Source organism: Micromonospora sp. LZ34 (genome assembly GCF_052981855.1).
In genome coordinates this window covers 112,017-125,858 of sequence record NZ_JBRIQN010000009.1, presented here as the reverse complement: position 1 = coordinate 125,858, position 13,842 = coordinate 112,017, and the positions used below count along the sequence as shown (strand labels likewise).

Here is a 13,842-nt window from a genome sequence, read left to right as displayed (position 1 = left end):
GCGGATGGATGAGGTCGGGGTTGGCTTCGGCTACAAGCTTCAATGGCTCGCCGTGTACGGACAGGGCGCCGACGCCGTCGCCGGGGCGCTGGGCCTCAGCAGGCCCACTCCAGCGAGCTGGCGGGACGCGGTGGATGCGGCGTATCACGGCCACGGCGACTGGCTGCTCACGCCGCCGCTCGACGGCTGGACGCTCGCCGCCTCGAAGGATGTGCCCGCCCCGGAAGACGACCGGTTCGTGGCCTGGTTGGCGGAGTTGAGCCGCCGGCTCGGCACAGTGCAGTACTTCGGAACTCACCGCGTCGTCGACTATCACGGATGGGGACGCGCGTCCGACGGCGTCGTGCAGCGGGCGTTCGCGTATCTCGGCGAGCGTGGCGAGGTGCTATTCCAGGTAGGGGAGCCGACGGCGGACGAGCAGGCGCTCGGGGTCGCAGCCGCCTACCGCGCGGACGAGCCGTGGTCCGAGGACGACGAGGCGTCACCGTGGCCGGACGAGGAGACGGTGCTCGCGCTCGCCGGGCGGTGGAGCGTCGACCCGCGAACCCTGGACGGTGCACCGGTTCCCGGAGGTCCGTACCTCGCCTCGGCATAGCCCACGTCGCTCCGACGGATCCAGCGGCAGACCCAGTCCGGCCTCACCTCCGGCGCTGTCAGGACCGCGCCGCCGGACAGCCCCGCCGGGCCCGGTCGCCATCCGGATCTTCCTCCGACGACCGGGCGCGGAGGTGGCCAGCCGTCCGAGACCTGGGATGGTCCGGTCACCGGTGCCAGGACTGCCACAGGGCGGCGTAGGCCCCGCCGGCGCGGACGAGTTCGTCGTGGGTGCCGAGTTCGGTGATCCGGCCGTCGGACAGCACCGCGACCCGGTCGGCTTCGTGCGCGGTGTTGAGCCGGTGCGCGATCGCGATGACGGTACGCCCGGCGAGCACGGCGGCGAGGGCCCGCTCGGTGCGCCGGGCGGTGGTCGGGTCGAGGGCAGCGGTCGCCTCGTCGAGGATGAGGGTGTGCGGATCGGCGAGCACCAGCCGGGCCAGCGCGAGCTGCTGGGCCTCGGCCGCGCCGAGTTGACGGGCCCCGTCGCCGAGCGGTGTGTCGAGGTCGTCGGGGAGGTCGGCCGACCAGTCGGCACCCACCGTGGCCAGCGCGGACCGCATCTGGTCGTCGGTGGCGTCCGGGGCGGCGAAGGCGAGGTTGTCGCGCAGCGATCCGATGAAGACGTGGTGTTCCTGGGTGACCAGGGCGATCCGGCGACGGCGCTCTGCCGGATCCAGGTCGGTGACCGGGCAGCCGCCGATGCTGACGGTGCCGTGTCGGGGCGCGTCGATGCCGGCGAGCAGCCGGGCCAGGGTGGATTTCCCGGCCCCCGACGGGCCGACGACGGCCAGCCGTTCGCCGGGATGAACCTCCAGATCGATGCCGTGCAGGACGTCAGGGCCGCCGGCGTACGAGAAGCGCGCGTCGCGTACCACCAGTCGCTCCCCTCCGGGCACGGACGTCCTGCCGGGCGGCTCCGGCGGCACCAGGCCGACGCCGAGCACCCGAGCGAACGAGGCGAAGCCACGCTGCGCCTGTTCGGTCCACTGCAGAATCCGGTCCAGCGGTTCGATCGCCTGTTGGAGGTAGAGCGCGGCGGCGACCACCGCGCCGAGCGAGACCGACCCCTGGGAGAGCAGGTATCCGCCGACGAGCAGCACCGCGGCGACCGGTAGCGGATAGCTGGCCTCCACCACCGTGAAGAACACGGTGCGCAGCGCGAGCGTCGCCCGCCGGGTCGCCCACAGCTGGGCGATGCGGGCGGCACCGTGCCCGATCCGGTGGTCGGCGAGGCGGAGCGCCTCGACGGTGCGGGCGCCCTCGGCGGTGGTGGTCAGCGTCTCGGTCAGCTCGGCGGTGGCCGCGCCCTCGGCGAGGTACGCGGAGCTGGCCCGCCGCAGGTACCAGCGGGTCACCGCCCATATCGACGGCAGCCCGAGCAGCGCCACCAGGCCGAGCAGCGGGTGCAGCAGGAAGACCGCCCCGAACAGCAGCGTCAGCTGCACCGCGGCGATGACGATGGTGGGCACCACGTCCCGAACGGTGCTCCCGACCGTCGACACGTCGACCGAGCTGCGGGTGGCCAGATCTCCGGAACCGGCCCGCTCGACGACGGACACGGGCAGGCCGAGCGTCCGCCGGACGAAGTCCTCGCGCAGCCGGGCGACGGCCCGCTCCCCGAACCGGTGGCCGGCGTACTGGGCGTACCGGGACACCAGTGCCTGGACCAGGACGGAGCCGCAGATCGCCAACGCCAGCCGGTCCACGGTGGCGACGCCCGCGCCCGCGGTCACCCGGTCGATGATGCTGCCGAGCAGCCACGGCGGGGCGAGCCCGGCGATCGCAGCCGCGCCATGCAGCGCCAGCACGGCTGCGACCGCCCGTCGGTCCCGGTTGATCAGGTCCAGCATCGCCCGGCGTACTGCCGCCCGGTCCGCCACCGGCAGCCGGCTCACCGATATGCCCCCTCGGCGTCGGGGCTGTCCCGGGCCACCAGCTGTCGATAGCCGGGGTCGTCGTCGAGCAGCCGGGGGTGGGTGCCGGTGCCGACGATCCGGCCCGTGCGCAGGTGCGCGACGGTGTCGGCCTGGCCGAGCAGTAGCGGCGACGTGGCGAGTACGACCGTGGTCAGTCCGGCCCGGGCGGTCCGCAGCCGTTCGGCGATGCGCGCCTCGGTGTGCGCGTCCACCGCCGACGTCGGGTCGACGAGGATCAGCACCTCCGGCTCGGCGAGCAGCGCCCGAGCCAGGCGTACCCGCTGGCGCTGACCGCCAGAGAGCGTTCGGCCCCGGGTGTCCACCGGGGTGTCGAGCCCGGCCGGCAGCGCGTCGACGACGTCTTCGGCGGACGCGGCGCGCAGGGCGGCGATGATCTCCTCGTCGGACCCCGGCCGGGGGCGCAGGATGTCTCGCAGTGTCCCGGCGAAGAGGTACGAGTCGTGGTCGGCGACCAGGATCCGGGCCCGGACCTCATCCAACGCGATCTCGGTCAGCGGCACGGCGCCCCAGGTGACGTTGCTGACGACGTACCGTCCGAGCCGGTCGGCCAGGGCGACGGCGTCGGCCGGATCGTCGGCGGCGACGCCGGTGAACTGGCCGGCGCGGACCGTCAGCCCGGTCGCCGGGTCGTGCAGATCGGCGGGGTGGGCCGGCGCGGACGCCGGCTCCAGCCGGCGAGCGTCGGGCACCGTCCCCGGAGCGCGGCGACCGGGTGCGGTCCGCGGCCCGCCGACGTCGTCCGGCGTCAGGGTGAGCAGGGCGACGATCCGGCGGGCGGCGACGCGGCCCCGGATCAACTGGTAGCTGCCCTCCAGCAGAAACCAGACCGGCACGATGAGGGTGGCGACGTACCCGTAGACGGCGACCATCTGTCCGATCGTGATGTCACCGGTCACCGCCATCCGCGCCGCGAGCCAGACCACGGCGGCGAGGAAGAGCCCCGGGATGGCGATCGTCAACGCGTCGATCCAGCTGTTGACGGCGCCGACCCGGTATCCCTCGGCCAGCAGGCGTTGGGAGCGGTCGGCGTACCGGCGGGCGAACAGGCCACGGCCGCCGACGCCGGCGAGCACCCGCAGCCCGGCCACGATGTCGCCCGACCGAGCGGTGAGGAGGCCCTGCTGCTGCCGGTAGACCGACTCCGCCCGTTCGAGGCGGCGCAGTAGTGGTCCGACGACCAACGCGATCGCCGGCACGCCCAGCAGCACGCACAGCGCGAGGACGGGGGACACCGACCAGAGCACGACGGCGATGACCGTGTACGCGACGACCGCGCCGACCCCCGGACCGGTCAGCGTCAGCACCTGTGAGGTGTAGCCGATGTCGGAGCCACCGACGGTGGCCACCTCGCCCGTGGCGAGCCGGCGCGGAAGCACCGCGCCGATCCGGGAGAGCTGGCGCAGCAGGACCGCCGCCGAGCGGGCCGTCGCGTCCTCCCGCACGAACGTCATCGTGCGGTGCCGCATGATGCCCAGGTACGACAGAGCCATCCCGGCGACGACGATCGCCGCCACCCAGAGCGACAGGGCCCGGGTGTCGGCATCGCGCAGCCCGTCGTCGACCGCACGGGAGATCAGGTAGGGCCGGACCGACAGCCCGATCATCCACGCCGTCCCGAACATGCTGCCCCTCAACACCCGCCAGGGCTGGCAGCGGACCAGCCACCAGATGTAGCGCAGCGGCCCCCTGGTGTCCGGGATCCCGGGTTCGGGATGGGGAATCTGCGGGGGCATCCGCCCACGCTAACGAGTGGGCCCACGGCCCATCGGCCCTTGCGATGTCGGATCGATCACTGCCGGGACGCCGGGTGGCGGGTGGTCGGGACGGGCCGGGCAACCGTCGAGGCGCTGGGCGGTCCGGGGGCGGGACGGCAGGTCGGCCGCTGTCACAGGGGCGAGGCAGAATCGCATCCGTGCTGGTGGTGGCGGTGGTGTCCGACGAGCGGGGCGGGGGAGCCCTGCAACCGCTCGACGCCACCGGCCGGCCGGCCGGCCCGGTCGAGCCGGCCGACGACCTGGCCGCCGCGGTGGCCGCCCGGGAACGCGCCGAGCACCCGCGCTGGGTCTGGGCCTCCGGCGCGGTCGGCTACCCGGCCCTGCTGCGCGCCGGGGTGCGGGTCGAGCGCTGCCACGACGTGGAGCTGACCGAGGCGCTGCTGCTGGGCCACGCCGGCCGCTGGGGCGAGCCGCGCTCGCTCGCCGCCGCCCGGGCCCGGCTCACCGGCGCCCCGGTGCCGGCCGATCCGCCGCCGCGTCCGGCCGCGCCGCCCGGCCACGGCCAGGGCGCGCTCTTCGACACCCTGCCCGGCCCGCCGGGCCCCGGCATCGACGCCCTGGTCGAGGTGTACGCCAACCAGCTCGCCCGGATCGCCGCCACCGAGCACCCCGGCCGGTTCCGGCTGCTGGTCGCCGCCGAGTCGGCGGGCGCCCTGATCGCCGTGGAGATGGGCGCCGCCGGGCTGCCCTGGCGGGCCGAGGTGCACGACGAGATCCTCGCCGAGCTGCTCGGCGAGCCGTCCCCGGTCGGCGGTCCACCCCGCCGGCTGGCCGAGCTGGCGGCCCGGATCGCCGACGCGTTCGGCGTACGCCAGCTGCACGCCGACTCCCCTGCGGAGCTGCTGCGGGCGTTCGCCCGCGCGGGCGTCGAGCTGCCCAACACCCGGGCCTGGGTGCTGCGCGGGGTGGACCACCCGGCGGTGCCGCTGGTGCTGGAATACAAGGAGCTCTACCGGATCTGGACGGCGCACGGCTGGGCCTGGCGGGACGCCTGGGTGCGCGACGGCCGGTTCCAGCCGGAGTACGTCCCCGGCGGGGTGGTCTCCGGCCGGTGGGCGACCCGGGGCGGCGGCGCGTTGCAGATCCCGAAGGTGATCCGCCGCGCGGTGGTGGCCGATCCGGGCTGGCGGTTCGTGGTCGCCGACGCCGGCCAGCTGGAGCCCCGGGTGCTCGCCGCGGTCTCCGGCGACGCCCGGCTCGCCGCGGCCGGCGGGGCCGGCGACCTCTACGCCGCGCTCGCCCAGGACGCGTTCGGCGGCGACCGGGCTCGGGCCAAGGTGGCCCTGCTAGGCGCGATGTACGGGCAGACCGGCGGTGCCGCGGTGCCGGCGCTGGCCGTGTTGCGCCGCAACTACCCGACCGCCTTCGGCTACGTCGAGGCGGCCGCCCGCACCGGCGAGGCCGGCGGGTTGGTCCGCTCCTGGCTCGGGCGCACCTGCCCGCCGGGGACGGCCGGCTTCGCCGACGGCGAGGAGGGCGATCCGGACGCCGGGGCCGATCCGCAGTCGAGCCGGGCCCGGGCGGCGCGGTCCCGGGGCCGGTTCACCCGCAACTTCGTCATCCAGGCCACCGCCGCCGAGTGGGCTGCCACGCTGCTGGCCACGCTCCGCGGCGAGCTCGCCGGCAGCGCCGCCGAGCTGGTCTTCTTTCAGCACGACGAGGTGATTGTGCACTGCCCGGCCGAGCAGGCCGACGCGGTGGCCGAGGCGGTGCGCCGCTGCGGCGAGCGGGCCGCCGCGCTGCTCTTCGGCGACACTCCGGTGCGGTTCCCGCTCGATCTGTCCATCGTCGACTGCTACGCCGACGCGGCCTGACGGGCCTGATCGCCGGAACAGGCGGCGACGGTTGGTCCGGTGAATAACGGTTGCACTATTCTTCCTTTTCGCCCCGCTACCCGATCCCCCTCCACCTCGTTGCTCCCGATGTCCGTACGACGGAGCGGGCCGTGCCTCGGGCCACGGTCCGCTCCACGGTGGAGGGGGCGCAGCTGAACCGGATCGCAGGAATGATCATCGCCGCGGGTGGCGGCCGCCGGATCGGTGGCCCGGAGGCGCTGCTGCACCAGGGGGAGAAGCCCCTGGTCAGCCGGATGATCGACACGATGGCCGAGGCGGGCTGCGCGCGGATCGTGGTCGTGCTGGGCGCCGCGGCCGACCAGGTTCGCGAAACGGCGGACTTGACCGGGGCCACCGTGGTGGTCAACCGGGCCTGGGGGACCGGGGTCGGCTCGTCCATCCGCGCCGGCCTCGCCGCGCTGGACGACGAGGCGATCGAGGCGGTCGTGGTGGTGCCGGTCGACATGCCCGGCCTGACCGCCGCCGCGGTGCGCCGGGTGGTCGCCCTCCCGTACCCGGACGTGCTGGTCTGCGCCACCTACAGCGGGCTGCGCGGCTACCCGATGCTGTTCGGCCGCCGGCACTGGTCCGGCATCGCCACCCTGGCCAGCGCCGACGTCGGCGCCCGGCCGTACCTGCTGGCGCACAAGGACCAGATCGTCGACATCTCGTGCGACTCGGTGGCCGACGGCAGCCGGGTCGACACCCCGGAACTTATGGCGCTCTACGGGCTCACCGTCCCGCCGCAGCGTGTGGGCGTCTAGTGCGGTGTCCACTAACGTTCACCGGGTGCTCGGTGGGCTTGTGGATCCTCGCCGTGCAGGGCGAGCGACTCCCCACGACGTGGTGGGGCGGGCCTCCGCGGGCCAACTGATCCTCGCGCCGCCTGGTGTGGGCGGCGGGGGTCACGTCGGGACTGGCCGGCGCCGGGGAGGTGCCGGCCGGCTCGACGGTGCGTGACCACCTCCGGCAGCACAGCCGCTGCGGTGGGGGTGGTGGGTCCGCCGCCCGGGGTGCGGGTGGCGATGCTGGCGGCCGCGACGAGGTCGCGGTGCCCGGAGAATGCGCAGTGCGGGCAGGTCAAGGTCCGGCCGCGGGGTTTCGGCACGCGGCGTCGGCAGACGGGGCAGGTGGAGGACGTGCCGCGTTCGTCGACGAGGCGGACGGTGATGCCCGCGAGGGTGGCCTTGTCGGTGAGGATCTGGATGAGTCGGCCGATCTGCCACTGCCGCAGCCGCAGGTTGTGCCGCCGCCCGGCAGCGATGTCGAGCACGCCGCGGGGGTCGCCGACGTGCAGCACCCCGACGCGCTGCTGCTGGGCCCAGGTGATGACGGTGCGGGCGGCTTCGTGTTGGGCTTGGCGGACGCGCCGCCGGTGCCGGCCCTCCACCAGCCGCGCCCGGCGGCGGTATCGCCGCCACCGCCGTGATCCCTTCTCACCCGGTTTCGGGGCCCGGTGCGAGACGGCGCGGCGGCGGGCTTTGGTGTCGGCCAGGTGCATGCGGTGCTCGGCGCGGATCGCCCGCCCCGACACCAGCAAAGCTTCTCCGCCGGGGCCGGCCACCGCGTACGGGTGAATGATCCCCAGGTCCACCCCGGCCACCCGGCCCGCATCCGGCTTCGCACCGGCCGGGTAGACGGTGATCGGGACTTCGGCGGTCACGTCAAGGAACAAGCGGCCACCCTCACACAGCAGGGTGACCGACCGGACCTGCTCGATCGGATACGGCAGTTCCCGGGCCAGGCGCACCCACAAGGGTGCCGTGCCCTTCGCGGTCGGGATGCGCACCCGGCGCCCCTCGAGGATGAAGGTGCCGTGATGCCAGCGCACCGGCAGCAAACCCCGCCGCCGCCGCGGAAACCGGACCGACGCCTCACCCGCAGCGCGGCGTTTGGCGGCGGCGAACCACGCGTCGGAAAACCGACGCAGCACCGATCGGGCGCCCACCGAGTCCAGTTCGGCGAACGTGCCCGGCCCCGACGCCGCCAACTCCCGACACAACTGCTGATAGCCCACCAGCGGCGCGTCGCGGCGGCCGCGCCGCCACGCGTTGACCTCCAACACGCACGCCCACACGTCACCCGCCGAGCGCAGCAGGCCGAAACACCGCCGCCGCTGCCCCGGCGTCACCCGCAACGCCACCCGAGCCGTGCGATGCACGACTCGCGGCGCGGCAGGATCCCGACGGCGAGGCACAAACCACAGCCAACACCACCCCTACGACACTTCCCCAACCCCGACCAACCCGGCGCACGTTGCTGGACACCGCACTAGCCGAACGGCGGATGGCCGGTCCGGGATTCAGCCTCAGAGCTGCCTGGCTGTGGCCAAGGGCGGCCGGTTCACCGGTGCACCGACCGCCCTTCGGTTGTCCCTGGTCCGTCGACAGCGGTCAGCCGAAGGCGATGCCCGACCGCCGGCAGGTGACTCGGTGCGTCGCCGGCTCAACTCTGCTTGCCGAGGAAGGCGAGGGTGACCGCGGCGAAGAGCGGGGAGACGGCGATGTCGTAGTGCGTCAGCCCGGGCAGGATGGACAGCGCGTGGCCGCCCTTCGGCCGGCTCTCGCCCATCCAGCCGCCGTCACGCAGGCCGCCGTCGAGCAGCTTGAAGACCTCGACGTAGTGGCTCGGCGGCGCCATGTCCGCGTCGGCGGCGACGATCAGCGTCGGCACCTGCAGGCCGCGGACCTCCTCGGTGTAGTCGAAGTCCTTCGCCATCGCCGCACCGATCTTGTCCAGCAGCCGGGGGAAGTCCTCCGGGCGCGGCGCCACCCGCTGGTAGAGCTCGTACATCGGGGTGTCCTTCATGAACTCGGCGGCCGCCGCGCCCACCTGGCCCTGCTGCTGAAGCATCTCCGGGTAGATGGCGTCGCGGCGGATGTTCGCCGACGCGGCGACGAGCCGGCCCACCTTGTGCGGGTACTTGATCGCCACCTGGAGCGCGACCCCGCCACCGAGGGAGTAGCCGACGACGTCCGGCTTCTGCAGCCCGAGGTGATCGATGAGCGCGGCGACGTCGTCGGCCATCAGCGTCACGTCGAGCGGCCGGTCGATGTCGGCGGTCCGGCCGTGCCCCTGCAGGTCCACCAGGATGACCTGGTGGTGGTCGGCCAGCGCGGGAAGGATCGGCGCGAACATCTCACCCGAGCAGAGACCTCCGTGCAGCAGGATCATCGGGCGTCCCGCGCCGTGCGTCTCGTAGTACACGTTGATGCCGTTGACGTCGGCGTACTGCCCCGAGCCGGTGCTCCACTGCGTGGCGGTCATGATGTGCTCCTCGTGTGTGGTCGTCGAGTTGACACCGGTACTGACCGGCCGGGCTCCGGAAACTCATCGCTGCCCGCGGCGTGAATTTTCCGATCCGGGCGAGACCGGGGCCGCGATGGTGGACGGCGCCGTCGGAGTGGTCCGCTACCGTGGTCGGGTGAGTGATGTGGCGACCGGCACACCCGTCGAGGCGCAGCTTGAGGCGTACCGGTCCGAGCTGACCGGCTACTGCTACCGGATGCTGGGGTCCGTCTTCGAGGCCGAGGACGCCGTGCAGGACACGTTCGTACGGGCCTGGCGCGGCTTCGATCGGTTCGAAGGACGGTCGGCGCTGCGCTCCTGGCTGTACCGGATCGCGACGAACGTGTGCCTGACCATGCTCTCCAGCGCCCAGCGGCGGGTCCTGCCGATGGACCTCGGTCCGGCCGGCTCCGGCCGCGCCACCGACCCGGGTGAGCCGCGCTCCGACGAGATCTGGGTGGGCCCGGCACCGGACAGCCGGGTGCTGCCGGAGACCAGCGACCCGGCCGACGTCGTCGCCGAGCGCGAGTCCGTCCGGCTGGCGTTCGTCGCGGCGCTGCAGCACCTGCCACCGCGCCAGCGGGCCGTGCTGATCCTGCGCGAGGTGCTGGCCTGGTCGGCCCAGGAGGTCGCCGATCTCCTCGACACCTCGGTGGCGAGCGTCAACAGCGCCCTTCAGCGGGCCCGCACCACACTCGCGGCCGCCGACATCGCCACCGACGTGTACAGGCCGATGGACGACGAGCAGAAGGCGCTGCTCGCGCGTTACGTGAAGGCCTTCGAGGCGTACGACCTGGAAGCGCTCACGACGCTGCTGCACGAGGACGTGACGCTGTCGATGCCGCCGCTGCCGCTGTGGCTGCGCGGCCACGTCGACATCCTGGCCTGGATGTCCGGTACGGGCAGCGGTTGCCGCGGGTCCCGGCTGGTGCCGGTGGTGGCCAACGGCATGCCGGCGTTCGGGCAGTACCGGCCCAGCCTCACCGGCTCGGGACACGACCCGTGGGCGCTGATCGTGCTGGAACTCTCAGCCGGGCGGATCACCGCGGTCACCAACTTCCTCGACACCGCCCGCCTGTTCCCGGTGTTCGGCCTGCCTGCCCGACTCGGGTAACGCGTCGGCCAGGCCGAGCAGGGCGACAAGCTGCCGCAGACCCGGGCCGGCGCCGCTGACGACCAGGCGCCAGCCGTGCCGCCGCGCGGTCACGCGCAGCCGAGCCAGCGCCTCGACCGTCACCACGTCGGGCCGGGCGATGCCGGCCACGTCGCAGGTCACGATGCCAGGGCCACGGCCGCGCAGCCGCTCGGCGAGGTCCGCGCACACGACGGGAATGTCCGTGCGGGTCACCGTCGGGCCGACGGGAAAGAAGATCGCGGGGGCCACCACCTGGATAGGACCACCCGGCGACGGGAAACTCATCGCACCCCGGACCGATGAGTTGCGTGCGACCCGCGGGTCTGACGGGCATGACGATCCGACAGACGCTGCGTACCGACGGCCCCGTCTTCCTGCCCGGCGACAAGGGCTACGACGACCACCGCAGGCCCCTCAACCCCGCTCTCGACCCTCATCCCGCCGCCGTGGTCCGTGCCGCCGGCCCGGCCGACGTGCGTCAGGCGGTGCTGGCCGCCCGTCGCCACGCGTTGCCGTTCGCCGTCCAGGCCACCGGTCACGGCACCCACGTGGCGCACGACGGCGCGCTGCTGCTCGACACCGGTGCGATGGCGTCGGTCCTGATCGACCCGGACCGCCGAGTCGCCCGCGTCGGCCCCGGCGCGCGGTGGGGCGACGTGCTGAGGGCAGCCGCACCGTTCGGGCTCGCGGCGCTGTCCGGCTCCTCACCCGACGTGGGGGTGACCGGCTACACGCTGGGCGGCGGCCTGGGCTGGCTGGCCCGCCGGCACGGTCTCGCCGCCGACAGTGTGCTGCGCGCACAGGTCGTCGCCGCCGACGGAAGGCTGGAGACGGCCAGCGCCGAGCGGAGCCCCGACCTGTTCTGGGCGCTGCGCGGCGGTGGAGGTTCGTTCGGCGTGGTCACCGCACTCGAGTTCCGCCTCTACCCGGTCACGCAGGTGTACGCCGGCGCGGTCACCTTCGGCCGCGAGCGGGCCGCTGAGACGATCGCCTTCTACCGGCAGTGGATCGAACGGATTCCGGACTCGCTCAGCACCGCAGTGCTCCTCACCCGCGACGGCTCGCTCGTCGTCAAGGCCATGTACGCCGGTGACGCCGACCGCGGCCGGGCACTGCTGGAGCCGCTGTGGACGGTCGCCGGGCCCGTCGCCGCGGACACCATGCGGGTCGTCGACTACGCGCAGGCCGCGATGGGCGGCACCTTCGCCCGTACGTTCGACCAGGTCCGCACGCTAGACGATGATCTCGTCGCCGCGCTGGTGGCCGAGCCGGACGCCACTGTCGAGATCCGCCACTGGGGTGGCCGCATCGCCCGTGACAACGGCGCCGCCGCCCATCGCGACGCCCCACTGTCGGTCATCCTCGACACGGTGCCGTCGCCCGGGACCGGGGCAGCACTGTCGCGTTGTGGCTTCGGCAGCAGCTTCCTCAACTTCCTGCGTGACCCGTCCCGCACCGCGTCGGCGTTCACCCCGCGGAACTGGGCAGCGTTGCGCCGCATCAAGGCGACCTACGACCCGGACGGCGTCTTCGGCGCCGGCCTTGCCGTCCCGCCAGCCCTGACCTCGGCCTCCGCCTAGACTTCGCTCGGGGATCGGGGTCGGTACCGGCGGGTCGGCCTCCAGCCGATCATCAACCCCCACGGCCTCGGCGGACTGCGATAGCGTCGACTCGCCGGCGCGGCTGGGCGCGTCGGGCACGGGGGTAGATGTGGCAACAATTGTTCGGCACGCGGCCGGCGCGCTGCTGGCCTGGCTGGTGTTCACACTCGAGGGACTGGTGGGCTACCTCGCCCTGCTCGCGTACGCGCTGATCACGGGCGCCGACCCCGGCGGGCCGCTCGCCGGGCCATTGCTGGTGCTGCTCGCCGCCGGGCTGGGCGTCGTGGCGGTGCCGCTGCTGGTGGTGCCCGCCGCCCTCATCGGCGGGATGACGAGGCGGAGCCGGGGACGGTTCACGGCGGCACTGGTCGGCGGTGGCACCGCGATGCTGCTCGCCGCGCTCTGCGCGGTGGTGGTCGTCCTGATCGCCGGTGCCTCGGCGATCGAGGCGGTCCTGGCGGGCACGATCGCCGCGCTGGCCGTGGTGGGTCCGGTGGCTGCCCACGGCGCGACGGCTGAGGGCGGCAGATGGTTGGCCCGGCGGCTGAACCGGCGAATGCGTCACGACCGGGCCGGCGAGGCAACGTTCGCCGGCCTGCGCTCCTAGGCGCGGCCGGTGGCGCGGCCCCCCACGGTCCTGGTGCCGGCCGACGTGCCGGCCGAGGGGTTGACCCACAACACCCTCAACGGGGTGACCGGCGGGATCTGGCGGACGTACCGCAACGGTCGCCCGGCGGTGCTCAAGCTGCTCGCTCCGCCCGGCCGCCCCGGCCCCACCCACTGGGCCGGTAGCGATGATCCGGGCCATTGGAACTACTGGCGGCGCGAGGTCGAGGCGTACGGCAGCGGTCTGGCCACCACGGCCTTCCCGGGACTGGCCGGCCCCGAGTCGCTGGCGGTCGACGAGCGCCCGGACGGAACGGTGGCGCTCTGGCTGGCGGAGGCGAGCGGCCGAGCCGGCACGGACTGCTCGCCGGCCGACCTCGGCGAGGTCGCCGAGCGGCTCGGTGCGGGCCACGCACGGTGGCTCGGCGACCGGTCCACCTGGGCCTGGCCGGGCGCGGAACGGACACCGGAGTGGTTGGCCCGCGACTGGCTGCGCGACTACACGCTCAGCCGGCCGGTGCCCGAGCCGGTGCCCTGGGATCACCCGGTGGCCGTCGCCACCTGGCCGGCGGCGCTGCGGGCCGGCCTGCGCCGGCTCTGGGAGCGGCGGCACGCCGTGGTTGCCACCACCGACCGGCTGCCCCGTACCCTCTGCCACCATGACGTGTGGCCGATGAACCTGGTGTTCTCCGACGCCGGTCCGGTGCTGCTGGACTGGTCGTCCGTGGGGCCGGGCCCGGTCGGCGAGGACGCGGCGAACCTGGTGCTGGACACCTTCTTCGACGGCCTGGTCGACGTCGCGCTGCTCGACGAGGTGGCGGCGACCGTGGTCGACCGGTATCGGGCGGGCCTGGGCGGCGGCGTCGACCCGGCGACGGTCACCCGCGCGGTCCGGCTCACCGGCGCGGCGAAGTACGTCTGGCTCGCCCCGCTGATGCTCAGCCGGCTCGGCGGGCCCACCGGGCAGACGTACGACCGGCGGGACGAGGCCGAGATCATGGCCGGCCGCCGTCCGGTGCTGGAGTTGCTGGTCCGCTGGGCCGCCGAGGCGCTGCGCTGACCGCGGCA

12 protein-coding genes are annotated in these 13,842 nt (G+C 74.1%); 7 read left to right on the top strand and 5 right to left on the bottom strand.

Translation table 11 applies throughout. The annotated features are described in order from the left end of the window. Positions 1-4: 4 nt before the first annotated feature. A complete protein-coding gene (locus ACVCAH_RS12840) occupies positions 5-595 on the top strand; it encodes a hypothetical protein (protein WP_447136316.1) in 591 nt (196 codons plus the stop codon). Positions 596-761: 166 nt separating this feature from the next. Here the strand turns inward: ACVCAH_RS12840 and ACVCAH_RS12835 are convergent, their stop codons facing one another. Then, complete coding sequence (locus ACVCAH_RS12835) at positions 762-2,447, bottom strand: ABC transporter ATP-binding protein (RefSeq protein WP_447136392.1); 1,686 nt, start codon at positions 2,445-2,447, stop codon at positions 762-764. A gap of 41 nt (positions 2,448-2,488) precedes the next feature. Then, complete coding sequence (locus tag ACVCAH_RS12830) at positions 2,489-4,267, bottom strand: ABC transporter ATP-binding protein (RefSeq protein WP_447136315.1); 1,779 nt, start codon at positions 4,265-4,267, stop codon at positions 2,489-2,491. Positions 4,268-4,416: 149 nt separating this feature from the next. On the opposite strand from ACVCAH_RS12830, the gene ACVCAH_RS12825 reads away from it, so the two are divergent. After that, positions 4,417-6,123 (top strand): bifunctional 3'-5' exonuclease/DNA polymerase, encoded by a 1,707-nt coding sequence (locus tag ACVCAH_RS12825; RefSeq protein ID WP_447136391.1) that lies wholly within the window; start codon positions 4,417-4,419, stop codon positions 6,121-6,123. A gap of 191 nt (positions 6,124-6,314) precedes the next feature. Beyond that, positions 6,315-6,908: a nucleotidyltransferase family protein gene (locus ACVCAH_RS12820; protein WP_447136390.1), complete on the top strand. Its 594-nt coding sequence runs from the start codon at positions 6,315-6,317 to the stop codon at positions 6,906-6,908. Between the two features lie 11 nt (positions 6,909-6,919). Here ACVCAH_RS12820 and ACVCAH_RS12815 read toward each other — a convergent pair whose 3' ends face one another. Then, positions 6,920-8,287 (bottom strand): RNA-guided endonuclease InsQ/TnpB family protein, encoded by a 1,368-nt coding sequence (locus ACVCAH_RS12815; RefSeq protein ID WP_447136314.1) that lies wholly within the window; start codon positions 8,285-8,287, stop codon positions 6,920-6,922. Positions 8,288-8,589: 302 nt separating this feature from the next. Continuing rightward, positions 8,590-9,411, bottom strand: a complete 822-nt coding sequence (locus tag ACVCAH_RS12810) for an alpha/beta fold hydrolase (protein ID WP_447136313.1) — start codon at positions 9,409-9,411, stop codon at positions 8,590-8,592. Positions 9,412-9,568: 157 nt separating this feature from the next. Between ACVCAH_RS12810 and ACVCAH_RS12805 the strand changes: the two genes are divergently transcribed. Next, positions 9,569-10,546: a sigma-70 family RNA polymerase sigma factor gene (locus tag ACVCAH_RS12805; RefSeq protein ID WP_447136312.1), complete on the top strand. Its 978-nt coding sequence runs from the start codon at positions 9,569-9,571 to the stop codon at positions 10,544-10,546. Here ACVCAH_RS12805 and ACVCAH_RS12800 read toward each other — a convergent pair. Continuing rightward, a complete protein-coding gene (locus ACVCAH_RS12800; RefSeq protein ID WP_447136311.1) occupies positions 10,460-10,852 on the bottom strand; it encodes an STAS domain-containing protein in 393 nt (130 codons plus the stop codon). The two genes, ACVCAH_RS12805 and ACVCAH_RS12800, sit on opposite strands and share 87 nt — an antisense overlap. Before the next feature lie 47 nt (positions 10,853-10,899). On the opposite strand from ACVCAH_RS12800, the gene ACVCAH_RS12795 reads away from it, so the two are divergent. The 3 genes from ACVCAH_RS12795 to ACVCAH_RS12785 all read left to right on the top strand — a co-directional run bounded on the left by ACVCAH_RS12795 (position 10,900) and on the right by ACVCAH_RS12785 (position 13,834). Continuing rightward, positions 10,900-12,147, top strand: coding sequence for an FAD-binding oxidoreductase (locus ACVCAH_RS12795; protein WP_447136310.1), 1,248 nt, complete (start codon positions 10,900-10,902; stop codon positions 12,145-12,147). Positions 12,148-12,277: 130 nt separating this feature from the next. Next, the gene (locus ACVCAH_RS12790) at positions 12,278-12,775 is read left to right on the top strand and encodes a hypothetical protein (RefSeq protein ID WP_447136309.1); all 498 of its coding nucleotides are present in this window, start codon (positions 12,278-12,280) and stop codon (positions 12,773-12,775) included. Between the two features lie 9 nt (positions 12,776-12,784). Next, entirely contained in the window at positions 12,785-13,834 is a 1,050-nt protein-coding gene (locus ACVCAH_RS12785; RefSeq protein WP_447136308.1) for a phosphotransferase family protein, read from the top strand. Positions 13,835-13,842 lie beyond the last annotated feature (8 nt).